Source organism: Pseudomonas sp. MH9.3, assembly GCF_034354675.1.
Classification (GTDB): domain Bacteria; phylum Pseudomonadota; class Gammaproteobacteria; order Pseudomonadales; family Pseudomonadaceae; genus Aquipseudomonas.
On sequence record NZ_CP133785.1, the window covers coordinates 3,566,551 to 3,591,744 of the forward strand.

Sequence of the window (25,194 nt, forward strand, 5' to 3'; positions counted from 1 at the left end):
GGTTTATCCTCGAATCGCCCAGAAGGCCAGGTTCAAGCCCGGGAACTGCCCGGCGATATGAAAGGCGAACCCACCGGAATTACCCAGTTGCTGCCAGTGTTCGCTGCCACGGTCCAGCTCGTAGTAGGTGGAGCCTGCGTGGTACGGCAGTTGGCGCGGCGCCACCGGCAGGGGCAGCAGGCCGATGCCCGGCAGTTGCAGGTTGACCAGGTCGCGGATGTGCTCCACCGAACCGACCTTGCTCTGCTGGCCGAAGCGCGCGCGCAGGGTTTCGCCGGGCACATCGGCGCGCACCACGAGGATGAAGCTGGCGCTGTCGAGCAGGGTCTTGTCCGCCAGCATGGCAACATGCACGCCGTAGGCTTTCTCGACAATCGGGATCGGCGTGGCCTTGCTGTCGATCAGCATCGACAGCGCTTCACGCAGCGCCGCCATTACCGGGGCGAAGCTCAGAGCCAGGTCGTCGTGCTGGTAGTGCGGGTATTCCTGGGGACGTCGACCCGAGGTGGCAAAGGTGGAGAATTCACCGGCCAGACTCACCAGTTCGCTGAAGAACCGCTCCGGGTGCAGCGGGCTCAGTTGGGTCAGGTGCTGGATCAGCGGCTGCGCACGGTTGACCAGTTGCAGCAGCATGAAATCGGCAATCTCCGAGGCGCCGCCAGCGCCCGAAGCCACCACGCGTCCGGCCAGGGCTTCGCCGCGCTGGTGCAGCAGGCCGAGCAATTCACTGCGAAACGCGCTCAGCGGTTTGCTGGCGGCCACGTCCAGCACCGGCGGGATGTAGGTGTCGTCGAGCACCAAGGCGCGGTCGGCGCGTTTTTCCTTGATGCGCACCAGGCCCACGGCGGCGTAGTCGCTGATGCCATCTTCGGCGATGAGCAGGCGCAAGGCTCGCGCGCCCACCGCCACGGGTGTGCGGTTTTCGAACGGTGCGTTATCGTCGCGCACTTCGCGCACCTGGCTCACGTAACGCGCTGCTTCCAGCGCTTCGCCCGCCTCCACCGTGTCCCGCGCACCGGCACGCTTGAGCGGCAAGGCCAGGTACACCAGGCCGTCGCGCAGGTTGTCGTCGATGTTCAGCGGGCTTGGCGCCAGGTCATCCTGAGGAATATTGAACGGCGTGCCATCGGGCAACAGGCCCCGCGCCGAGACAATCGCCAGCTTGCCCTGGGCCAGCAGGCCCTGGTCGATCAGCAGCTCGGAAAAGCCCCAGGCGCCGGCAGACAGCGGGCGGCTGCGAGCATCAATCAGGTTCTCGAGGTAACGGTCATGCTGCTGGAAGTGCTGCGTTCCGATGAACATGCCTTCCGACCAGACCACGCGATTGTTCCAGGACATGGGAGCTCCGATGATTTCTTATTGGGCAGGGCTGGAGGGGGGAGCCACGACGTCGGCGCGCACGGCACGTACATCGAGGCTGATCTGGTATTCGGTATTCTGGCGCGGCGGCACGTTGATCACCGTGCGCCATTGCGCGCGGTCCAGTTCGCGATAGCCCACCAGCAGGCAGACCTGGCGCGTGGCGGGGTCGAGGTTGCGCCGGATGCTCAGTTGCTGGCCGGGCTGCACCATCACTTCGTCCTGGTCCAGCAGGTCGAGGCCGAGGGTGGACTGCGCGCGGTCGGCCAGGGCGAAGTAGTCGGAGCGGGCGAAGGTGGCGGCGTTTTTCAGTTCGAAAATGCGCACCCGTACCGGCGCGGCCTGGCCATTGGCGCCGGGGTTGAGCCCGGCAATGGCGTGAAAATGCAACGTGATGGCGGCGCTGTTCGCGTCGGCTTCAGCCGCGCTTTCGGGCCTGGCCGCATCCTTCGCACACGCCGTCAGCAGCAGCGCGGTGGCGGCTGCGAGTAAAAACCTGAAAATCATCCTGTGTCCTCAATGACGTACTTGGCTATCCGTTGAATCCTGGGTCGCGTCGGGGTCAGCGACGCTGTCGTGCGCTGTGCTCCTCGTAGGCCCGGCTGAACTCGCGGCCGAACAGGTCCTGGAAATCTTCCTGGGCCTCGCGGGAAATATTGCTGTAGAGCTCGGTGAACTGCTGCCAGTACTGGGCCTGACGCGAACCATTGAAAAGACTCGACAGCCCGCCGGGCTTGCCCATGCGCTCTTCCAACTGCGCCGGCTCAAAGCGCGCCAGCAAGTGCTTGATCGCCGCTTCCACGCCGGCCATCACCGCCAACTGGTGCGCGCGCAGGTCATCGAAACTCTCGCGCACGGCCACATCCGGCGCCATGAACGCCTGGTTGCCATGACGCAGCAACAGCAGTAACGCTTCGTCGGCATTCGGGGCAAATTTCAACGGATTGTTTTCGGCGGGCTGGATCATGGTCTGCTGCATGCGGAACTCGCCCTTGAGGCTCGCGCGGGCACGCAACACGTCTATCAGGCCTTCGACCATCAGCCGGTAGCTGCGGCCGATGCTCTCCATCTGGGCGCTGGCGGCGGCGTTGTCCAGGCGCAGCGCGTCAAGGCCGGCACCGCGCAGGAAGGCTTGCAGAAGGTCGGGCTGGGGCGGAGTTTCGGCCACGGGGAGCACAGGCTCGACCACAGGTGGCGCCGCGATAATGGGTGCGCGGGGCGGCACATCGCCGAGCAGGTCCCAGTCTTCGGGAATCACTGCAGCCGACGCCCCTGCCGGTTCGACAAGCGGCGCAACGACGGGCGCGGGTGGGCGGAAATCGTGTTGCTCGGACGGCACATGATCGGCCAGGGTCGGCGGTGGTACGGCGGCGGGGGAGAGAAAGTCGAACAGGTCCGGCAGGGTGTCCATCGACGAGGCGCCCTGAAACTGCGGTGCAATCGCAGGCGTGGCCTTGGGCGTGTTCGCGACGGCGCCCATCAGCGACTCGAAGCTGTTCGGCGAGTCACCGGCAAAGGCTTGGCTTTCAATGGCTTGCACATTGAAATCGATGCGCGCCTGGATTTCGTAATCACCAATGCGGATCAACTCGCCGTCCTGTAACGGCTCGCTGTTACCGCGCCGCATACGAATGCCGGCGTTAACCAACTCCACACCATTGGTGCTGTTATCGGTTAAATAATAACGGCCATCCTTGTATTGAATAACGCAATGTTGTGAAGAGACCAGGCGCTCTGGATCGGGCAATACCCAGTCATTTTCCGAACTGCGGCCGATCGCCATCGAGCCCTGATTAATGGACTTTTCGGGGCACTGCCCAGGGGTGATCTTGTGATAACTAGTGATAGTCAAACACAGCGACATCTTGCCTCCTTGCTGATACTTCGCCGCGCAGTCGATTCCCGGGGCAGCGTTTCCCGAGATTCACCTTCAGGTCGCGCAACCGACCTTCGGAACCTGCTTTTGTCAGCATGATCGCTGATCTTAACCGGGCTCTGTGACAAAAATCCTGCGGGGGTGCTTCACTCGACCCGCCAGTCGCGCAAGTTGTTAAACACCGCACATCTGTCACAGAGGGCGAATAGCTTACCTTGACAAGGCGTAACTACTACACCAAAAATGCACAACTTCTTGCATAGATGTGATGTCACATTAGTGGCATTCGATTTATATGACAAAGAAACCATGCAAAGTTCCTCGCGTAACTAATGCATGAATTGCTCGCCTTCCAGCGGGCTGATAGGGAGATCAATTTCAGTGGATGTGCCGTTGCTGCTCACCGCCGTTTCCGCGAACTCGCCGTGTGGCGAAGACATGGAATATGACGCGCAATTTCTCCAACTGGAACGTGATGCCAAGGGCCAGCCCGAGCGCAGCATGGGCGATTCCATCCTGCCCGCCGAACCCCCGGAATGGCGTAGCATCCAGCAGCAAAGTCTCGACTTGCTGCAGCGCAGCAAAGACCTGCGCATCACCCACTTTCTGCTGCAAAGCGCCCTCGCCCTCCAGGGTGTCTCGGGGCTGGCCGACGTCCTCACGCTGATCGATGCGCTGCTGCGCCAATACTGGGCCGAGCTGCATCCGCGCCTGGATGCCGACGACGACAACGACCCGACCGTGCGCATCAACGCGCTCTCCGGCCTGGCCAGCGACACCACCGTCCGCCTGCTGCGCGAAAGCATCCTCACGCGCTCGCGCACCTTCGGCCCGGTGACCCTGCGCGCCGCGCTCAATGCCAGCGGCCTGCTGAGCTTCCCCGATGAGCAACTCGGCGCGCAGCAACTCAACGCTGCGTTCCTCGACAGCGATCCCGACCAGCTGCAAGCCACCCGCGACGCCCTGAACGCGGCGCGTGCCGCCTGCGAAGCCATCGAACAACAGGTCAACGATCAGGTCGGTTCCGCCCAGGGCGTGGACCTCAGCGCCTTGAAGCAGCCGCTCAAACAGGCGTTACACCTGCTCAATCAAGCGGTGCCCGGCACCGACAGCAGCCGCGAACCCGAGGCCGTCAGTGACGACAATGCCCCCTCGGTCGACTTCGCCGCAGCCCCGGCCGCACCGCGTCCGGCTGGCGATATCGCCAGTCGCGATGACGTGCTGCGCAGCCTCGACAAGATCCTTGCGTATTACACCCGGCACGAGCCTTCAAGCCCGCTGCCGGTGCTGTTGAATCGCGCAAAGAATCTGGTGCACGCCGATTTCGCGGCCATCGTGCGCAATCTGATTCCCGACGGCATGTCCCAATTTGAAAACCTGCGCGGCCCGGACGGCGAGTAAGCCGCTTGACTGAGCAGTAACAACACCGTCGCTCAAGCGACCAGGAGCAGCAACGTGGCGAAGCAAAGTTCTCAGAAGTTCATCGCGCGCAACCGCGCGCCTCGGGTGCAGATCGAGTACGACGTCGAGCTTTACGGCGCCGAGAAAAAGGTCCAGCTGCCCTTCGTGATGGGCGTGATGGCCGACCTCGCCGGCAAGCCTGCCGAGCCTCTGGCGGCAGTCGCCGACCGCAAGTTCCTTGAAGTGGACGTCGACAACTTCGACTCGCGCCTCAAGGCCATGCAGCCGCGCGTAGCGTTCCATGTCCCCAACGAACTGACCGGCGAAGGCAACCTGAGCCTGGACATCACCTTCGAAAGCATGGACGACTTCAGCCCCGCCGCCGTGGCACGCAAGGTCGACTCGCTGAACCAGCTGCTCGAAGCGCGCACCCAACTGGCCAACCTGCTGACCTACATGGACGGCAAGACCGGCGCTGAAGAAATCATCATGAAGGCGATCAAGGACCCGGCACTGCTCCAGGCACTTGCCAGCGCGCCGAAGCCTGCAGGGGATCAGTAATCATGACCGACACTACCGTTCGCGAAGGCGCGCTCAACCTGGGCGCCACCGAAGAAACCAGCGAGTTCGCATCCCTGCTGATGCAGGAATTCAAGCCCAAGACCGAGCGTGCCCGCGAAGCCGTGGAAACCGCCGTGCGCACCCTGGCCGAACAGGCCCTGGCGCAAACCGATCTGGTGTCCAACGACGCGATCAAGTCGATCGAATCGATCATCGCCGCCATCGACGCCAAGCTCACCGCCCAGGTCAACCAGATCATCCACCACCAGGACTTCCAGCAACTGGAAAGCGCCTGGCGGGGTCTGCACTACCTGGTCAACAACACCGAGAGCGATGAGCAGCTGAAGATTCGCGTGCTCAACATCTCCAAGCCCGAACTGCACAAGACCTTGAAGAAATTCAAGGGCACCGCGTGGGACCAGAGCCCGATTTTCAAGAAGATGTACGAAGAGGAATACGGTCAGTTCGGCGGCGAACCTTATGGCTGCCTGGTAGGCGACTACTACTTCGACCAGTCGCCACCGGACGTGGAGCTGCTGGGCGAGCTGTCGAAAGTCTGCGCCGCCATGCACTCGCCATTCATCGCTGCGGCCTCGCCGACCGTGATGGGCATGGGCTCGTGGCAGGAGCTGTCGAACCCGCGCGACCTGACCAAGATCTTCACCACCCCGGAATACGCCGGCTGGCGCTCGCTGCGTGAATCGGAAGACTCGCGCTACATCGGCCTGACCATGCCGCGCTTCCTCGCGCGCCTGCCGTACGGCGCCAAGACCGACCCGGTGGAGGCCTTCGCCTTCGAAGAAAACACCGACGGCGCCGACAGCTCCAAGTACACCTGGGCCAACGCCGCGTACGCGATGGCGGTGAACATCAACCGTTCGTTCAAACACTACGGCTGGTGCTCGCGCATCCGTGGCATCGAGTCCGGCGGCGAAGTGGAAAACCTGCCGGCGCACACGTTCCCGACTGACGACGGTGGCGTGGACATGAAGTGCCCGACCGAAATCGCCATCAGCGACCGCCGTGAAGCGGAACTGGCCAAAAACGGTTTCATGCCGCTGCTGCACAAGAAAAATACCGACTTCGCCGCATTCATCGGCGCCCAGTCGCTGCAAAAACCGGCCGAATACGACGACCCGGACGCCACCGCCAACGCCAACCTCGCCGCGCGCCTGCCGTACCTGTTCGCCACCTGCCGTTTCGCGCACTACTTGAAGTGCATCGTGCGCGACAAGGTCGGCTCCTTCAAAGAGAAGGACGAGATGCAGCGCTGGTTGCAGGACTGGATTCTCAACTACGTCGACGGCGACCCTGCGCACTCCACCGAAACCACCAAGGCCCAGCACCCGTTGGCTGCCGCCGAAGTGATCGTGGAAGACGTCGAGGGCAACCCGGGTTACTACAACTCCAGGTTCTACCTGCGCCCGCACTACCAGCTTGAAGGGCTGACGGTGTCGTTGCGCCTGGTCTCGAAGCTGCCTTCGGCGAAAAGCGCTTGACCCAACGTTGAGCTAGCTCTTCTGTGGGAGGGGCTTGCTCCCGATGGCATCACCTCGATCGGCCTGACAGACCGAGTTGCCTGCATCGGGGGCAAGCCACCTCCCACAGAGAAGCACTGCCCCTTTCGGGGCATAACAAATTCAGTGGCCTGGGCCACACAGGGAGAAAACATGGCTGTTGATATTTTCATCAAGATCGGCGACATCAAGGGCGAGTCCATGGACAAGGCCCACAAGGACGAAATCGACGTGCTGAACTGGAGCTGGGGCATGGCTCAGTCCGGCAACATGCACGTGGGCGGTGGCGGAGGCGCCGGCAAGGTGAATATCCAGGACCTGTCGCTGACCAAGTACGTCGACAAGGCGTCACCTAACCTGATGATGCACTGCGCCAGCGGCAAGCACATCGACAAGGTCAAGCTGACCGTGCGCAAGGCCGGTGGCGAGAGCCAGGTCGAGTACATGGTGATCAACCTGGAAGAAGTGCTGGTCACGTCCCTGAGCACCGGCGGTTCGGGCAGCGATGATCGCCTGACCGAGAACGTCACGCTGAACTTCGCCCAGGTGCTGGTCGACTACCAGCCACAGAAAGCCGACGGCACCAAAGACGGCGGCCCGATCAAGTTCGGCTGGAACATCCGGTCCAACACCAAGCGTTGATAGCCTTTGTGGCCGCGGCCTCGCGCTGCGGCCCAAAGGTTTTTGTTCCTCTCGCAACCCGTCCGTGGAGCTGCTTTGGTGGTAACTGAAATCGCTTCCCGCGACCGTCTGCAACCGTCCCTGCTGGACCGGTTGACCGACGACGACCCAACCAATCCCAAGGAAAGCGCCGACAAACGCGTGCTGTCCCTGACCCAATTAAAAGCCTCGGTGCTGCGCGACCTGGCGTGGCTGCTCAACACCACGTCGTTGCTGGATGCCGATGCCACGCTGCACACCCCGGCCGGTACGTCGGTGGTCAATTACGGCCTGCCGGCGCTGGCGGGCAACAGCGTTTCCAGCTTGGATATCAAGGCGCTCGAAGCCCTGATCTACCAGGCGATTGCCACCTTTGAGCCACGTATCTTGCGCCACACCCTGCGCGTCAAGGCGCGGGTCGGGCATGGCGAGATGAACCACAACGCGCTGAGTTTCGAGATCGAAGGCGACCTGTGGGCGCAGCCGGTGCCGTTGCGCCTGCTGCTGCAAACCGACCTCGATCTTGAATCCGGCCATGTGCGTGTGGTCAACGCCGACCAGCGGAGACGCCCATGAACCCGCGCCTGCTGGAGCTGTACAACCAGGAACTGCACCACGTGCGCGAAAGCGCCGCCGAGTTCGCCCGGGAATACCCGAAGATCGCCAGTCGGCTGACGTTGTCCGGTATGGACTGCGCCGACCCGTACGTCGAACGCCTGCTCGAAGGCTTTGCCTACCTCACGGCCCGCGTGCAGCTCAAGCTCGACGCCGAGTACCCGACCTTCACCCACAACCTGTTGGAAATCGCTTACCCCCACTATCTGGCACCAACGCCGTCGATGACCGTGGTGCAGCTGCAGACCGACCCCGACGAAGGCTCTCTGGCCAGCGGCTTTCCCCTGCCTCGCGACACCGTATTGCGCGCCGCACTGGGCCGCGAAACCCAGACCTGCTGCGAGTACCGCACTGCGCACCCGGTGACGTTGTGGCCGCTGCAGGTGAGCAACGCCGAGTACTTCGGCAACCCCGCCGCCGTACTCGGCCGCCTGGCTGCCAGCGAGCCGAAAGCCAAGGCCGGCCTGCGCCTGACCCTGCGCACCGGCGCCGAACTGCCGTTCAACAGCCTCGACCTGGACAACCTGCCGCTGTACCTCAGCGGTGCCGACGAGCAACCGTTCCGCCTCTACGAACAATTGCTCGGCAATGCCTGCGCCGTGTTTGCGCGCAAGCCGGGTGGCGACTGGGTCGAGCGCCTGCCCAAAGATGCGCTGCGCTCGCGAGGCTTTGACGATGCCGACGCGGCAATGCCGGTGGTGGCGCGTGCGTTTCAGGGCTATCGCCTGCTGCAGGAATACTTCGCCCTGCCCCATCGCTTTCTGTTCGTCGAGTTCGCCGAACTGAGCCGCGCAGTCAAACGCTGCGACGGCCAGGAGCTGGAGCTGATCGTGCTGTTCGACCGTCACGAGCCGAGCCTGGAAGGCAGTGTCGGTGCGGCGCAGTTCCTGCCGTTCTGCACGCCGGCGATCAACCTGTTCCCCAAGCGCGTGGACCGCATCCATTTGTCCGACCGCGTCAACGAACACCACGTGATCGCCGACCGCACGCGGCCGATGGACTTCGAGATTCACTCCTTGAGCGGCATCACCGGCCACGGTACCGGGCCGGAGCAACCGTTCCTGCCGTTTTACGCGGTGCGCGATCCGTCGCGCTACGGCCGTGATCAGGCGTACTACACGGTGCGCCGCGAGCCCCGTGTATTGTCCAGCGACCAGCGCCGCAACGGCCCGCGCTCCACCTACGTGGGCAGCGAAACCTTCGTCAGCCTGGTGGACAGCCGCCAGGCGCCTTATGGCCACGACTTGCGTCAACTGGGCGTGACCGCGCTGTGCACCAACCGCGACCTGCCGCTGTTCATGAGCGTGGGCAACGGCAAGACTGACTTCACCCTCGCCGACAGCGCGCCGGTGTTGGCCGTGCGTTGCGTGGCCGGGCCAAGCCGTCCGCGCGCCAGCCACGCCCACGATGCCAAGGCGTGGCGGCTGATCAGCCAGCTGTCGCTCAATTATCTGTCCCTGAGCGAGCAAGGCCAGGGCGCCGGCGCCTTGCGCGAACTTCTGCGTCTGTATGGCGACAGCAACGACGCCGCCCTGCCATTGCAGATCGAAGGCCTGCGCGAGGTCAGCAGCAAAGCCGTGACCCGGCGCTTGCCGATGCCCGGCCCGATTGTGTTCGGGCGCGGCCTGGAGATCACCCTTGAATTCGATGAAAACGCGTTTCGCGGCACCGGCGTGTTCCTGCTCGGTGCGGTGCTCGAACGCTTCCTGGCACGCTACGTGTCGATCAACAGTTTTACCGAGACGGTGATCCGTACCACCGAACGCGGCGAGATCATGCGATGGAAAGCCACGCCCGGACGGCGTCCGACCCTGTGAGTACCCTGGAGGCGATGCACCAGGCGCCCTGGGAATATGACTTCTTCCAGGCGCTGCGGCGTATCGAGTGCGAATCGCCGGACCTGCCGCGCCTGGGCCATTCCCTGCGCCTGGCGGACGACCCGCTGCGCCTCGGGCAACAGGCCGCTTGCACCTTCGCCCCGGCCACTTTGGCCTCGGTCGACCCCGGCGGCGACGGCAAACCGGCACGGCTCGAACAGTTCTTCTTCGGCCTCGGCGGCCCCAACGGCCCGCTGCCGCTGCACATCACCGAGTACGTACGCGAGCGTCAGCGCAACAACGCCGACAGCACCAGCAAGCAGTTCCTGGATGTGTTCCATCATCGTCTGCTGAGCCTGTTTTACCGGGCCTGGGCCGAGGCGCGGCCGACGGTCAGCCACGACCGCCCGGACGATGACTACTGGTCCGCGCGCCTGGCGGCGTTAAGCGGACGAGGCATGCCGAGCCTGTTGAATCAGGGGCTGATCCCCGACACGGCGAAGCTGCATTACAGCGGCCACCTGTCAGCGCAAACCCGCTACCCGGACGGTTTGAAAGCCATCCTCAGCGAGTATTTCGGCCTGCCGGTGGAAATCGAGGAATACGTCGGCCAATGGCTGGAGCTGCCCGAGCGCAGCCGTGTGGGTGTCAGCGCCAACCAGTTGGGCGTGGATTTCTGCCTGGGCAGTCATGTGTGGGACCGCCAGCATAAATTCCGCATCCGCCTGGGCCCGCTCACGCTCCAGGACTACATGGGCATGCTCCCAGGCGGTCAGCCGTTCAACGAGCTGGTGGCCTGGGTGGCCGAGTACCTGGGCCATGAACTGGACTGGGACTTGAACCTGATTCTGCAACAACCCGAAGTTCCGAAACTGCAGCTTAACGGCCAGTTCCGCCTGGGCTTCAACACCTGGCTCGGCCAACCCGAGCGAGACGCCAACGACCTAATCCTGGCCCGGCATTACGCCGACCACGCCACCACCTCAAGGAATCCAGAGCATGGGTGAAATCAGTCGCGCCGCACTGTTCGGCAAACTCAACAGCGTGGCCTACAAGGCCATCGAAGCCGCCACGGTGTTCTGCAAACTGCGGGGCAACCCGTACGTGGAACTGGCCCACTGGTTTCACCAGTTGCTGCAACTGCAGGACTCGGACCTGCACCGAATCATCCGCCAGTTCAACGTGGAGCCGGCACGCCTGGCCCGCGACCTCACCGAAGCCCTGGACCGCCTGCCGCGCGGCTCGACCTCGATCACCGACCTGTCCTCCCACGTGGAAGAAGCCGTGGAACGCGGCTGGGTCTACGGCAGCCTGATGTTCGGCGAAAGCCAGGTGCGCACCGGCTACCTGGTGCTGGGCATTCTGAAGACGCCAAGCCTGCGCCACGCGCTGCTGGGCTTGTCGTCGGAGTTCGACAAGATCAAGGCCGAAGCCCTGAGCGAGCGGTTTGACGAGTACGTCGGCGATTCGCCCGAGAATGCCTTGAGTGCCAGCGATGGCTTCAACGCCGGCGTGCCGGGCGAAGCCAGCGGTGCCATGGCGCCGAGCGCGATGGGCAAGCAGGAAGCCCTCAAGCGCTTCACCGTCGACCTGACCGAACAGGCGCGCAGCGGCAAGCTCGACCCTATCGTCGGGCGTGACGAAGAGATCCGCCAACTGGTGGACATCCTCATGCGCCGCCGCCAGAACAACCCGATCCTCACCGGTGAAGCCGGCGTGGGCAAGACTGCCGTGGTCGAAGGTTTCGCCCTGCGCATCGTCGCCGGCGACGTGCCGCCCGCGCTCAAAGACGTGGAGCTGCGCAGCCTTGACGTCGGCCTGCTGCAAGCCGGCGCGAGCATGAAAGGCGAGTTTGAACAGCGCCTGCGCCAGGTCATCGAAGACGTGCAGGCCTCGCCCAAGCCGATCATCCTGTTTATCGACGAAGCCCACACCCTGGTGGGTGCCGGTGGCGCTGCCGGCACGGGTGATGCGGCCAACCTGCTCAAGCCCGCCCTAGCCCGTGGCACCCTGCGCACCGTGGCCGCCACCACCTGGGCCGAGTACAAAAAGCACATCGAGAAAGACCCGGCCCTGACCCGCCGTTTCCAGGTGGTACAGGTGGCCGAACCGTCGGAAGACAAGGCGCTGCTGATGATGCGTGGCGTGGCCTCGACCATGGAAAAACACCACCAGGTGCAGATCCTCGACGAAGCCCTGGAAGCCTCGGTGAAGCTCTCGCACCGCTACATTCCGGCACGCCAGTTGCCGGACAAATCCGTGAGCCTGCTGGACACCGCCTGCGCCCGCGTCGCCATCAGCCTGCACGCGGTACCGGCCGAAGTCGACGACAGCCGCCGTCGTATCGAGGCGCTGGAAACCGAGCTGCAAATCATCGCCCGCGAGCATGCCATCGGCATCGACATCGGCGCGCGCCAGAGCAACAGCGAAGCCTTGCTGAGTGCCGAACGCGAGCGTCTGGCGACCCTGGAAAGCCGCTGGGCCGAAGAGAAAACCCTGGTGGACGAGCTGCTGGCGACCCGCGCGACCCTGCGTGAAAAAGCTGGCGTGGTGGACAGCGGCAACGACCAGTTGCGTGCACAGTTGGTCGACCTGCAACAGCGCCTCACCGCCCTTCAAGGCGAAACCCCGCTGATCCTGCCGACCGTGGACTACCAGGCCGTGGCCTCGGTGGTCGCCGACTGGACCGGCATCCCGGTGGGCCGCATGGCGCGCAACGAGCTGGAGACGGTGCTCAACCTCGACCAGCACCTGAAAAAACGCATCATCGGCCAGGACCACGCCTTGCAGATGATCGCCAAGCGCATCCAGACCTCCCGCGCCGGCCTCGACAACCCGAGCAAGCCGATTGGCGTGTTCATGCTCGCCGGCACCTCCGGCGTGGGCAAGACCGAAACCGCCCTGGCCCTGGCCGAAGCCATGTACGGCGGCGAGCAGAACGTGATCACCATCAACATGAGCGAGTTCCAGGAAGCCCATACCGTGTCCACACTCAAGGGCGCGCCACCGGGCTATATCGGCTACGGCGAAGGCGGCGTGCTGACCGAAGCGGTGCGACGCAAACCCTACAGCGTGGTGCTGCTGGACGAGGTGGAAAAAGCCCATCCGGACGTGCATGAGATCTTCTTCCAGGTCTTCGACAAGGGCGTGATGGAAGACGGCGAAGGCCGCGTGATCGACTTCAAGAACACCCTGATCCTGCTGACCACCAACGCCGGCACCGAGTTGATTTCCCGGGTCTGCAAAGACCCGGCGAACATCCCCGAACCCGAGGAAATCGCCAAGGCCCTGCGCCAGCCGCTGCTGGAGATCTTCCCGCCGGCGCTGCTCGGCCGCCTGGTGACCATCCCGTACTACCCGCTGAGCGACGAGATGCTCAAGGCGATCACCCGCCTGCAGCTGGGCCGCATCAAGAAGCGCGTGGAAAACACCCACAAAGTCGCCTTCGACTACGACGACGCGGTGGTCGACCTGATCGTCTCGCGCTGTACCGAAACCGAGAGCGGCGGACGCATGATCGACACCATCCTCACCAACAGTTTGCTGCCGGACATGAGCCGTGAGTTCCTCACGCGCATCCTTGAAGGCAAGGCGCTGGCGGGGGTGCGGATCAGCAGTCGGGATAACGAATTGCACTATCAGTTTGGCTGACAGAGTGCGGTTAAAACTGTGGGAGGGGGCTTGCTCCCGATAGCGGTGAATCAGTCACTCCATGTATCAACTGACGCACTGCAATCGGGAGCAAGCCCCCTCCCATACTTGATCCGGTTTCTTCAGTTATTCAGTTATTACAGGACAACCGATGCTATTCAACCAAGCCTCACGCCTGGCCAGGATCACCAGCCCCCTCGGGCCGGATGTGCTGCTGCTCAATGAAATGGGCGGCGGTGAAGAGCTGGGAAGGCTGTTCAACTATGAGCTGCAACTGACGTCACTGGACGCCAACATCGACCTCAACCAGTTGCTCGGCAAACCGATGAGCGTGGGCGTGCAACTGGCGGACGGCGGTGAGCGACACTTCCACGGCATCGTCGCGCGCTGCAGCCAGAACATCGACCAGGGCCAGTTCGCCAGTTACCAGGTGACGTTGCGCCCATGGCTCTGGTTGCTGAGCCGTACCTCGGACTGTCGGATTTTCCAGAACCTGAGCATCCCGCAGATCATCAAGCAGGTGTTTCGCGACCTGGGTTTTTCCGACTTCGAAGACGCCCTGAGCCGGCCGTACCGCGAGTGGGAATACTGCGTGCAGTACCGCGAGACCAGCTTTGATTTCGTCAGCCGCCTGATGGAACAGGAAGGGATCTACTACTTCTTCCGCCATGAACAGGGCCGCCACGTGCTGGTGCTGGCCGACGCCTATGGCGCCCACACCACGGTGCCCGGCTACGCATCAATTCCGTACTACCCCAAAGACGAGCAGCAGCGCGAGCGCGACCACATGCACAACTGGCACCTCGCCCAGGAAGTGCAGCCGGGCTCGCTGGAGCTTAACGACTACGACTTCCAGCGCCCCAGCGCCAGCATCGACGTGCGTTCGGCGATGCCACGCCCGCACGCCGCCGGCGACTACCCGTTGTACGACTACCCCGGCACTTACGTGCAAAGCGCCGATGGCGAACACTACGCGCGCACCCGCATCGAGGCGCTGCAAACCCTGCACGAGCAGATCGAGTTCGCCGGCAATGCCCGGGGCCTGGGGTCAGGCCATCTGTTCAGCCTCACCGGCTTCAGCCGCCAGGACCAGAACCGCGAATACCTGATCGTCGGCTGCCGCTATTACATCACCCAGGAAAGCCTGGAAAGCGGCGGCGGCTCGGGTTCGGCGCAATTCGAAAGCAGCCTGACCTGCATCGCCGCCCAGCAAAGCTTCCGCCCGCTGGCCAACACCCATCGGCCCATCGTCAAAGGCCCGCAGACGGCGCTGGTGGTCGGCCCCAAGGGCGAGGAAATCTGGACCGACCAGTACGGCCGCGTGAAGGTGCATTTCTACTGGGACCGTCATGACCAGTCCAACGAGAACAGCTCGTGCTGGATTCGTGTGTCGCAGTCCTGGGCCGGCAAGAACTGGGGCTCGATGCAGGTTCCACGCATCGGCCAGGAAGTGATCGTGAGCTTTCTGGAAGGTGACCCGGACCGCCCGATCATCACCGGGCGGGTGTACAACGCCGAGCAGACGGTGCCTTACGACCTGCCGGAGAATGCCACCCAGAGCGGCATGAAAAGCCGTTCGAGCAAGGGCGGCACACCGGCCAACTTCAATGAAATCCGCATGGAGGACAAGAAGGGGCTGGAGCAGTTGTATATCCATGCCGAGCGCAATCAGGACATGGTGGTGGAGGTGGACGAGAGCCACTCGGTGGGGCATGACCGCAACAAGAGCATCGGCCACAACGAGACAGTGACCATCGGCAACAACCGACTGCGCATCGTCAAACAGGAAGACATTCTTTCGGTCGGCCAAAAGAAGACCGACAGCATTAGCCAGAGCTACGTGATCGAAGTGGGTGAAAACCTGCGTCTGGTCTGCGGCGAAAGCGTCCTGGAGCTGAACGCCAGCGGTCAGATCAACCTCACCGGCGTGCAAATCAGCTTCTACGCCAGCGGCGACGCAGAGTTCAACACCGGCGGCGTGCTGCACCTGAACAACGGCGGCGGCGCTGGCGCAACACCTGATGGCCAGGGCGTTAAAGCCGCTATCGATGCCAATATCAAAGCCGCCTTCCCCGCCCCCAAAAGCTCCTGACGAGACTGCTTGCCATGACGTACCGCATCAACGAATTCCAGTTTCAACTGCCGGCCGCCGAGTTGCAGGACGCGACGATCAACATCCTCAAGTTCCCCGAGCTGGGCACCTCCCTGATCGTCAGCCGCAGCTTGCTGGCCGATGGCGAAACCCTGCACAGCAACTTCAACGAGCAACTCCAGCGCCTGGAAAAACAGGTGCAGAATTTGCGTTATCAGCCGGGCGTCGACGTGCGCCTGGGTGCGGCGCAGGAAGTCGAAGGCATCGAACTGCGCAGCCAGTTCAACAAGGGCAATGACAAGGTGTTCCAGTATCAACTGGCACTGGTGATTCCGGGCACGCGCAAGATGCTTGCCTTGAGTTATGTGAAGGCGGACGCGCTTGGGGATGCTGAGGCGGCGCATTGGGCATTGATCAAGAGTTCGCTGTCGTTCGACGTGCCACAGTGACGAAACCTCTGGATGTCTGACGCTCTGCTATGGGCCGCACGGTTGGGGGATGGCTTGTCCCATACCTCTGTGATGGCCGATATCCTTGGCGGCGTGCTCGAAGTCGCCGCTAACGTGGCGATCACGGCGTTGGCCACGGCTGCCGTAGTAGCGGCCACCGGGATCACCGTCGCGACAGGTGGGCTTGGCGCGTGCGTATTGGGCGCCGTCGTCGGCGTTATTGTCGGCGTCGCCATGAGCAAGACCGGAGCTGACAAAGGGCTGAGCGCCATGTGCGAGGGTATCGGCAACGCGCTGTTCCCTCCCGCAGTCATGGCAACGATCATCAGCGGGTCGACAAATACCCTGATCAACTCAATACCTGCGGCGCGAGCTGCCGGGGCCATACCCTCCCACGTCGCCCCGGCGGGCACCGAAAACCAAGCGCCTGACCCCGCGTCTGACGATGCAGAAGAACCAGGCTACCTGGATATGGCCAAAGGTTTTTTCTCCCAGATGTGGCGCCCCACTGTCGCCACACCCGCACCAGGTGCCGTTCCCAAACCCCTGGATCTGGTGACCTGCACCAAACATCCACCGATGCCACCGCAGTTTCTTGCAGAAGGATCTGAAAAGGTTACGGTCAACGGCCAGCCGGCTGTGCGCAGCGGCGACCGCAGCACGTGTGATGCCACGGTTGTGTCAGCGGGACCTATTTCGCCAAACGTGACCATCGGCGGTGGTTCAGTGGTGGTACGCGAGATTCGTAGCGGCAAGACGCCGGGAGTGGGCCTGGCTGTGACCGCACTGATGATGCTCAAGGGTGGCAAGGGCAAATTTCTAAGTAATCTGCCCTGCATGCTGCTGGCGGGCGTCAACTCATTTGTCGTCAGTCAGGCCATGGGCGCCTTGGCCAATGCGGCCATGGGCTCATCCAACCCGGTGCATGCCAGCACCGGGGCCAAGGTGCTGGGCGGCCCGCAAGAGCTGGACTTTGCCCTGCCCGGCATCATGCCGATCGATTGGCAGCGGTTCTACAACAGCCGGGACGAACGCCGCGATGGTCTGTTCGGGTCTGGCTGGAGCGTTTCCTACGAGGTCAGCGTCCAGCGTCTCCCCCACCCTGAGGGGGGTGAGCAACTGCTATACATCGACGAGCAGGGCCGGCGCATAAACATGGGGTTCATTCCCTTGGGCGGCGCGCTGTTCAGTGCTGACGAGGGGCTGAGCGTGCGACGCCACCTCAGTGGCCAACTGCTGATCGAAAGTGCTGATGGCTTGTATCGACTGTTTGAACCAGCGCCGCAGGATACTTCGCTGCTACGCCTGAGCCAACTGGGCGATCGCAATGACAACCGTATTTACCTGGACTATGACGACAACGGACGGCTGCGGCAGCTGCGAGACACCTTCGATCTGGTTAAGGTCGAACTGAATTACGACGCCACCTGGCCAAGCCGTGTCAGTCATATCGAGCGGCTGTACCCTGATCAGCGCCGTGAAGTACTGATGCATTACGCCTACGACAGCTGCGGCGACCTGGCAGCCGTGCGACAGTCCGACGGGCAGGTGAAACGCCGGTTTGTCTATGACTCCGGCCGGCGCATGACCGAGCATCAATTACCTACCGGGCTGCGCTGTTTCTACCAGTGGGCGTGGGTGGATGAGCGCGAATGGCGCGTGGTTCGGCACTGGACGGATAGCGGCGACACCTACAGATTCGACTATGAGCTGGACAACGGTATCACCCGTATCATCGACGGGTTGGAGCGCGTCAGCACCCGCCACTGGGATGCACGGCACCAGATCATCAAGTCCATCGATGCTCTGGGACGTACCTGGGCGTTCCAATGGAATGCTGAAAGCCAACTGCTGGGCGCGACCGACCCAAGCGGTGGGCAATACCAGTTCAGCTACGATGAAGCCGGTAATCTGAGCGAGACCACCGACCCACTGGGGCGCAGTGAGTCAACCCTTTGGCTGGAACATTGGGCGCTGCCGCTGGTGGAGACCGACGCCGCCGGCAACGCCTGGCAGTACCGGTATGACTCACGTGGCAATTGCATCGGCGAAACCGATCCGCTGGGCCACGTGACGACTTATCGTCACGACGCTCACGGACAAGTCCTGGAAATTATCGACGCGCGCGGTGCAAGCAAGAGCTTGCGCTGGACGCCTTTGGGTCAACTCAGCGAGCACACCGACTGTTCGGGCCTGACGACCCGCTTGAGTTACTGCAAGCGTGGGCTGCTGCTCAGCAGTACCGACGCCCTTGGCGAGCGCACGAGCTTCGCTTATGACGATCAGGGGCGACTGACCAGCAAACAGTTGCCAGATGGCCGCAGTGAGCACTATCAGCGTGACGCCAGTGGGCAATTGGTCGGCTACAGCGACCCCGCCGGGCACACCACGCACTTCCAACACTCGCCAAGCGGACGGTTGCGCCAGCGTACGGACGCCCACGGCCGCCGTGTGGAGCTGAGTCATGATGCCTACGGTCGCCTGCTGAACCTGACCAACGAGAACGGCGAGCGCTATCGCTTCGACTGGGACGCCGGTGATCGACTGACCCTGGAGCAGCGCCTGGACGGCACGCTCAAGCGCTATGCCTACGATCCGCTGGATAATGTCACTTGCGTGGAGACGGTTGCTTCAACTGGTGCCGAAGGCTCCATCACTCACGACCTGGAGCGAGACGCTGCCGGGCGACTGATCACGAAAACCACCGCAGACGGGCGCACAGAATATAGCTATGACGAACAGGATCAGGTCACAGCCATCCACTTCACCGGCCATGACGGCGGGCAACAAAGCCTGGAGTTCGGGTATGACGCCCTCGGCCAGCTGATTTTTGAACAGAGTACCGGCGGCCGCCTGGAACACCACTACGACGAGCTGGGCAACCTGATACAGACGCAGCTTCCCGATGGACGCTGGCTCAACCGATTGCGCTACGGAAGTGGGCACCTGCATCAGATAAACCTGGATGGCCAGGTGATCAGTGATTTCGAGCGCGACCGGCTGCACCGCGAAGTGCTGCGTACCCAGGGACGTGTCAGCACCCGCAGCGAGTACGATCGTTGCGGTCGGATTCGTGTTCGCCAGCGTCGGCAACAGGGGCAGTCGGTACTGCTGCCAGCGGTACAAACCCGATACGGCTATGACACCAGCGATCAATTGGTGGAACGCGTCGCCAGCCAGCCAGGCGCAACGCACCGCCAACTTCTGCATTACGACGCTACCGGACGCATTCTCGCCAGCCAGGACAACCTTCAGGGCCAGCGGGAAGTCTTCGCCTTTGATCCAGCCGCCAATTTATTGGACGGCACGGGACGCGTGGCCCACAACCAGTTACTGAGCTATCGCGACAAGCGCTACCGTTACGATGGTTTTGGCCGGGTAGTTGAAAAACGCAGCGCTCGGCGCGGCTCCCAGCGCTTGAGCTATGACGCAGAGCAACGCCTGGCCCAGGTACACAATGACGATGGTTCTGTGGTCAAGATGACTTACGACCCGCTGGGTCGACGCATCGCCAAGACCACCTTCGACCGCCAGGGTACGCAGCAGAGCCAGACCCGTTTCACTTGGGATGCGATGCAACTGCTGCAGGAGCACCAAGGCCCGCAGACCAGTCTCTATCTCTATGCCGATGAGGGTTATGAGCCCCTGGCCAGGATTGATGGTCTGGGTGACCAGCAAAAGGTGCGCTACTACCACAACGACCTCAACGGTCTGCCAGAGCAACTCTCGGAAAGCGACGGCCATGAGGTATGGAAGGCGAGTTACGAAGTCTGGGGCAATACCGTCGAGGAAGTACGCGAACTCTATTTCGTCGAAGAGCAGAACCTACGGTTCCAGGGCCAGTACCTGGACCGGGAGACTGGACTGCACTACAACACCCTGCGCTTTTATGACCCCGATATCGGGCGCTTCACTACACCCGATCCAATTGGTCTGGCAGGCGGACTTAATCTCTACCAATACGCGCCCAACCCGGTCAGCTGGATCGACCCCTTGGGCCTGATGAAATGCTCAAGCCCACCCAAAGGCCGCAAGGTCAATCGCACGGTGTATCGATTCGAGGAGCCTGGACGCATCGGTACGACCTGGCAGGCACATAAGTGGAATGTGGAGTCCCGACACCGATACACGGCCAAGGGACTGGGTGGCGTGTATGGCGCCAACTCGCGCAAGACCGCATTGGGCGAAGTCACCCATTGGGGTGTGGACCTGTCCTCACGAGTACTGGTCAGCAAAAAGGTGCAGTTAAACAACGTGCTGGACCTGACGCGCGCCGACGTGCGCAAACAATTAGGTGTATCACTCAAAAGCATTACGGGTGACAAATACACCGAAACTCACCAGATCGGCAGTTGGGCGAAAGCCAATGGCTATGATGGGATTCTTGCCCCATCCGCGCGAAACCCGACCGGCAGCAACTTAATATCATTTGCAGGGTTCTGATCATGCCACTTGAAGATGAATACCCCGGCGATGCCGATTGGCAAAGTACGGTAGAGCTGTACAAGGAAGACTATCTCGACGAAGACGCGCACACCCTTGCGCAAGCACTGGGCGGCGACCTGGACTTGGCCGTTGTGCTGCGTGGCAGGCGTGGGCTCAAGGAAGGGCTGTGGTGGATCGAGCGCAAAGTTCCTGCCCTCGACAACGTACGGCCTGTCGACTGCCTTGAGGATCCGCGGCTGATCAAGCGCCTGCGAACAGCTTTGATGAGCATGCCGTAACCACACGGGGGCAGCTGACTGACGATGGAAAGTCTCGATAGAATTGACACGTCCCTGGACACCGCGCATGTCTGACGCACTGTGGGCGGCCCGAATGGGCGATGCGCTGTCCCACACCTCGATGATGGCGGACATCCTCGGCGGGGTGCTGGAGGTGGCGGCCAATATCGCGATCACCGCCGTAGCGACCGCCGCCGTGGTTGCGGCCACTGGCATTACCGTGGCCACCGGCGGCCTCGGCTGCTTTTTGCTGGGCGCGGTGGTGGGCACGATTGTCGGGCTGGCCATGAGCAAGACCGGAGCCGACAAAGGCTTAACGAATTTATGCGATAGCTTCAGCAACGCCCTGTTTCCACCCACGGTGCAGGCCAACATTCTCACCGGCTCCACCGACACCCTGACCAACAACATTCCGGCCGCGCGAGCAGCAGGAGCAATCAGCTCCCATGTCGCGCCGGCCGGTACCGAGCTGGAAGAGCCCGAAACGGAGCCAGAAGCCAGCTACCTGGACATGGCCGAGGGTTTCTTCTCACAGATGTGGCGTCCGACTGTCGCTACACCGGCGCCCGGCGCTGTGCCCAAGCCACTGGACCTGGTGGTGTGCATGAAGCACCCGCCAATGCCGCCGCAGTTTCTGGCCGAGGGTTCGGACAAAGTCACGATCAATGGTCAGCCGGCGGTACGCAGCGGTGACCGCAGTACGTGCGATGCCACCGTGGTGTCCTCCGGGCTGATCTCGTCGAACGTGACCATTGGCGGCGGCTCGGTGGTGGTGCGCGAGATTCGCAGCGGCAAGACGCCGGGCGTGGGGCTGGCGGTGACGGCGCTGTTGATGCTCAAGGGCGGCAAGGGCAAGTTCTTCAGCAAGCTGCCGTGCATGCTGATCAGCGGTGCGACGTCGATGGCCGTCAGCAGCGCGATGGGTGCGATGGCGAATGCGGCGATGGGCTCGTCGAACCCCGTCCACGCCGCCACTGGCGCGAAAGTGCTGGGCGATGTCGAGGAACTGGACTTCGTGCTGCCCGGCATCCTGCCAATTACCTGGCAACGGGTCTACAACAGCCGCGATGAACGCGCGGGCAGCTTGTTGGGTGCTGGCTGGAGCGTGGCTTATGAAGTGTGCGTCGAAATTCTGCCCCATCCTGAGGGTGGTGAAACGCTGATCTACACCGACGAGCAGGGCCGAGCAATCGACATGGGCTCGATTCCTTTGGGCGGCGCGGTATTCAGCGCCGGTGAAGGGCTCGCGGTGCGCCGCCATCTCAATGGGCAGTTGCTGATCGAAAGCGACGATGGCCTGTACCGGTTGTTCGAGCCGTCTGCCAACCCCGCGCGGCTGCGTCTGAGCCAACTCGGCGACCGCAATGACAACCGTATTCATATCGACTACGACGAAGCTGGGCATCTGCTACGACTGCGCGATACGTTCGATCTGGTGCAGGTTGAGCTGGTTCGTGAACAGGGCCAATTGGCGCGCATCGAACGTTTGTATCCCGATCAGCGTCGTGAAGTGCTGGTCAGCTACGGCTATGACATGGCCGGGAGCCTGGCTGAAGTACGCGACGCGACCGGCCAGGTACAGCGGCGTTTTGCCTACGACAACGGCCTGCGGATGGTGGAGCATCAACTGCCCACCGGGTTGCGCTGTTTTTATGAGTGGGCCTGTATTGAAAACCTGGAATGGCGTGTGGTCCGACATTGGACCGATGAGGGCGACGCTTACCAGTTCGACTATGACTTGCAGGCTGGTCTCACGCGTATCACCGACGGTTTGCAGCGGGTCAGCACCCGTTTGTGGAACACGCAGCACCAGATCATTCAGTACAGCGACAACCTCGGCCAGACTTGGCTGTTTGAGTGGAGCGACGAACGCCAATTGCTCAGCGCCACCGATCCGCAAGGCGGGCGCTATGAATACAGCTATGACGAGACCGGTAACCTGATCGGCGAGAGCGACCCGTTGGGGCGCAGTGATTCGACGTTGTGGCTGGAGCATTGGGCCTTGCCACTGGTGGAAACCGACGCGGCCGACAACAGCTGGCAGTATCGCTACGACGCGCGTGGCAACTGCGTCGCCGAAACCGATCCGCTGGGCTACGTCACCCGCTACCGCTATGACGACCACGGCCAGCCGGTGGAAATCATCGACGCCACCGGCAAAAGCAAAAAGCTGCGCTGGAACCCGTTCGGGCAGTTGGTGGAACACGTTGATTGCTCGGGCTATCCAACCCGCTTTGGCTACGACACGCGCGGCAACTTGCAGGTGATCACTGACGCCCTCGGCGAGCGCACCTTGTTCAGCTATGACGCCCAGGGCCGCCTGCTCAGCAGCCAACTGCCGGACGGACGCACCGAGCAATACCAGCGCGACGTCAGCGGGCAACTGCTGGGTTACACCGACCCGGCCGGGCACACCACGCTTTATCAGCACAACCGTCGCGGCCAGGTCCGCCAGCGTACCGACGCCCACGGCCGACAGGTGCAGTTCGGCTATGACAGCTATGGGCGGCTGCAAGCGCTGATCAACGAGAACGGTGAGCGCTACCGATTCGCCTGGGATGCCGGGGATCGGCTGACAGAACAGCAGGATCTCGACGGCAGCGCCAAGCGTTACAGCTACGACCCACTGAATAATGTGATTGCGGTGACCGCTATTCCCGCCCCGCAGGGCAGTGGCCTGGCGGTAGTCCCGCAAACCCCGCCAGCTCCTATCGTGCATGAGCTGGAACGCGACTCGGTTGGCCGACTGATCGCCAAGACCACCGACGATGGCCGTACCGAGTACGCCTACGATGCGGTCGATCAGCTCACGGCGGTCACCTTCACGGATCTGCAAGGCAACGCCCAAACCCTGGGCTTCGCCTACGACGCCCTCGGCCAACTGCTGGTCGAACAGCGTTCAGCCGGCAACCTGCAACACCACTACGACGAACTCGGCAACCTGATCCAGAGCCAACTGCCCGACGGTCGCTGGCTCAATCGCCTGTACTACGGCAGCGGCCATCTGCACCAGATCAACCTTGACGGCCAGGTGATCAGCGACTTCGAACGCGACCGCCTGCACCGCGAGGTACTGCGCACACAGGGCCAGCTCAGCACCCGCAGCGAATACGACCGCAGCGGCCGACTGCGCTCACGCCAGCGCCGTCACGCCAACCAGCCGTCCCTGCTGCCCGCTGCGGCGCAAAAACAGTTCGACTATGACCCTGCCGACAACCTGATCGGCAAACTCGACCAGCAACCCGCCGCACAACATCGCCAACTGCTGCATTACGACGCCACCGGCCGCATCATCGCCAGCCAGGACAGCCTGCACGGCCAGCGCGAAACCTTCGCCTACGACGCCGCCGCCAACCTGCTCGACGGCCCGCAGGCAGGTGCCGGACTGGTGGTGCATAACAAACTGCTGACCTATCAGGACAAGCGTTATCGCTACGATGCGTTTGGCCGGATGATCGAGAAACGCAGCGCCAAGCGCGGTGTGCAGCGGTTTGCATATGACGCTGAAAGCCGGCTGATAGAAGTGCGCAACGAAGATGGCCGCGTGGTCAGGATGACCTATGACCCGCTGGGGCGCAGGATTGAAAAAACCGAGCACGGCAGTGATGGGTATCCGTTGGGGGAGACGCGATTTACGTGGGATGGCCTGCGGTTGTTGCAGGAGCATAAACACAGCCAGACGAGTCTTTATGTTTATGAAGATGACGGCGGATATGAGCCTCTGGCTCGTGTCGATGGCGTTGGGTCGCTGCAAAAAATTCGCTATTACCACAACGACCTGAATGGGTTGCCGGAACAGCTGACCGAGGCGGAGGGCCATGAGGTCTGGTGCGCAACGTATCGGGTGTGGGGCAACACGCTGGAGGAAGTGCGCCAACCTTATTACATTGAGGAGCAGAACCTGCGATTCCAGGGGCAGTACCTGGACCGGGAGACGGGGCTGCATTTCAATACGTTCAGGTTTTATGATCCGGATGTGGGAAGGTTTACTACGCCGGATCCGATTGGGTTGGCGGGGGGGATCAATACCTACCTCTATGCCGACAATCCCTTTGGCTGGATCGATCCATTAGGTCTCACGTGTGGAGGCAGTGGAAAAGTCCACGGCAACAGCCATTCGAGCAAAAATCCTAATCACGTCTACGTCATCGTTGATACAAAAACAGGACGAATGATGAAGCCGGGGATCAGCGGGCGTCCGCTAAATAAAAATGGTACATCACCGCGTGCCAACCAACAGGTCAATGCGCTGAACAAGCCTCAAGCTGGGCGCTACAAGGCAGTGATCGTCGAAAAAAACAAGACACGACTTCAAGCCAAAGCTACTGAGCAAAAGATCACGGACAAACATGCGGCGAGAAATAACGGCGACATGCCTTCACCGATCCACAAAAACCCGTTACCACAGGTTGACACAAGAGATGGCTACCTTAAATTGTACGGCATGCCTGATAACCGTTAGTTTTTCGAAG

The 25,194-nt window shown here is 62.2% G+C and carries 16 protein-coding genes; 13 read left to right on the top strand and 3 right to left on the bottom strand.

Going from position 1 to position 25,194, the window contains the following annotated elements:
• Positions 1-3: 3 nt before the first annotated feature.
• From tssK to tagH, 3 genes are read right to left on the bottom strand one after another with little or no spacing between them, the layout of a single operon-like run.
• A complete protein-coding gene (gene tssK, locus RHM60_RS15880; RefSeq protein ID WP_231422294.1) occupies positions 4-1,338 on the bottom strand; it encodes a type VI secretion system baseplate subunit TssK in 1,335 nt (444 codons plus the stop codon).
• An 18-nt stretch (positions 1,339-1,356) separates the two neighbouring features.
• Positions 1,357-1,866, bottom strand: coding sequence for a type VI secretion system lipoprotein TssJ (tssJ, locus tag RHM60_RS15885; RefSeq protein WP_231422293.1), 510 nt, complete (start codon positions 1,864-1,866; stop codon positions 1,357-1,359).
• 55 nt (positions 1,867-1,921) lie between these two features.
• On the bottom strand, positions 1,922-3,223 hold the full coding sequence (gene tagH / locus RHM60_RS15890) for a type VI secretion system-associated FHA domain protein TagH (protein WP_231422292.1): 1,302 nt from the start codon (positions 3,221-3,223) through the stop codon (positions 1,922-1,924).
• A 393-nt stretch (positions 3,224-3,616) separates the two neighbouring features.
• Between tagH and tssA the strand changes: the two genes are divergently transcribed.
• The 13 genes from tssA (at position 3,617) to RHM60_RS15955 (ending at position 25,184) form a co-directional block, all read left to right on the top strand.
• A complete protein-coding gene (gene tssA, locus RHM60_RS15895; RefSeq protein ID WP_231422291.1) occupies positions 3,617-4,636 on the top strand; it encodes a type VI secretion system protein TssA in 1,020 nt (339 codons plus the stop codon).
• A gap of 54 nt (positions 4,637-4,690) precedes the next feature.
• Positions 4,691-5,197, top strand: coding sequence for a type VI secretion system contractile sheath small subunit (gene tssB / locus RHM60_RS15900; RefSeq protein WP_003231688.1), 507 nt, complete (start codon positions 4,691-4,693; stop codon positions 5,195-5,197).
• 2 nt (positions 5,198-5,199) lie between these two features.
• Entirely contained in the window at positions 5,200-6,696 is a 1,497-nt protein-coding gene (gene tssC / locus RHM60_RS15905; protein ID WP_057006334.1) for a type VI secretion system contractile sheath large subunit, read from the top strand.
• Between the two features lie 171 nt (positions 6,697-6,867).
• Positions 6,868-7,356 (top strand): Hcp family type VI secretion system effector, encoded by a 489-nt coding sequence (locus tag RHM60_RS15910; protein ID WP_003231692.1) that lies wholly within the window; start codon positions 6,868-6,870, stop codon positions 7,354-7,356.
• A 78-nt stretch (positions 7,357-7,434) separates the two neighbouring features.
• Positions 7,435-7,950, top strand: a complete 516-nt coding sequence (gene tssE, locus RHM60_RS15915) for a type VI secretion system baseplate subunit TssE (RefSeq protein WP_322212187.1) — start codon at positions 7,435-7,437, stop codon at positions 7,948-7,950.
• Positions 7,947-9,806, top strand: coding sequence for a type VI secretion system baseplate subunit TssF (gene tssF, locus RHM60_RS15920; protein ID WP_003231700.1), 1,860 nt, complete (start codon positions 7,947-7,949; stop codon positions 9,804-9,806). Before tssE ends, tssF begins: the two co-directional genes overlap by 4 nt.
• Positions 9,770-10,813 carry a type VI secretion system baseplate subunit TssG gene (gene tssG, locus RHM60_RS15925; RefSeq protein ID WP_322212188.1) on the top strand — a complete coding sequence of 348 codons (1,044 nt, stop codon included), beginning with the start codon at positions 9,770-9,772 and terminating at the stop codon, positions 10,811-10,813. Before tssF ends, tssG begins: the two co-directional genes overlap by 37 nt.
• Positions 10,806-13,457: a type VI secretion system ATPase TssH gene (gene tssH, locus RHM60_RS15930; RefSeq protein WP_322212189.1), complete on the top strand. Its 2,652-nt coding sequence runs from the start codon at positions 10,806-10,808 to the stop codon at positions 13,455-13,457. Before tssG ends, tssH begins: the two co-directional genes overlap by 8 nt.
• A gap of 151 nt (positions 13,458-13,608) precedes the next feature.
• Positions 13,609-15,549, top strand: coding sequence for a type VI secretion system Vgr family protein (locus RHM60_RS15935; protein ID WP_322212190.1), 1,941 nt, complete (start codon positions 13,609-13,611; stop codon positions 15,547-15,549).
• A gap of 14 nt (positions 15,550-15,563) precedes the next feature.
• Complete coding sequence (locus RHM60_RS15940; protein WP_322212191.1) at positions 15,564-15,998, top strand: DcrB-related protein; 435 nt, start codon at positions 15,564-15,566, stop codon at positions 15,996-15,998.
• A 12-nt stretch (positions 15,999-16,010) separates the two neighbouring features.
• Positions 16,011-20,441: an RHS repeat-associated core domain-containing protein gene (locus RHM60_RS15945; protein ID WP_322212192.1), complete on the top strand. Its 4,431-nt coding sequence runs from the start codon at positions 16,011-16,013 to the stop codon at positions 20,439-20,441.
• Between the two features lie 2 nt (positions 20,442-20,443).
• Positions 20,444-20,722 carry a hypothetical protein gene (locus RHM60_RS15950; protein ID WP_231422282.1) on the top strand — a complete coding sequence of 93 codons (279 nt, stop codon included), beginning with the start codon at positions 20,444-20,446 and terminating at the stop codon, positions 20,720-20,722.
• Positions 20,723-20,789: 67 nt separating this feature from the next.
• A complete protein-coding gene (locus RHM60_RS15955; RefSeq protein WP_322212193.1) occupies positions 20,790-25,184 on the top strand; it encodes an RHS repeat-associated core domain-containing protein in 4,395 nt (1,464 codons plus the stop codon).
• Positions 25,185-25,194 lie beyond the last annotated feature (10 nt).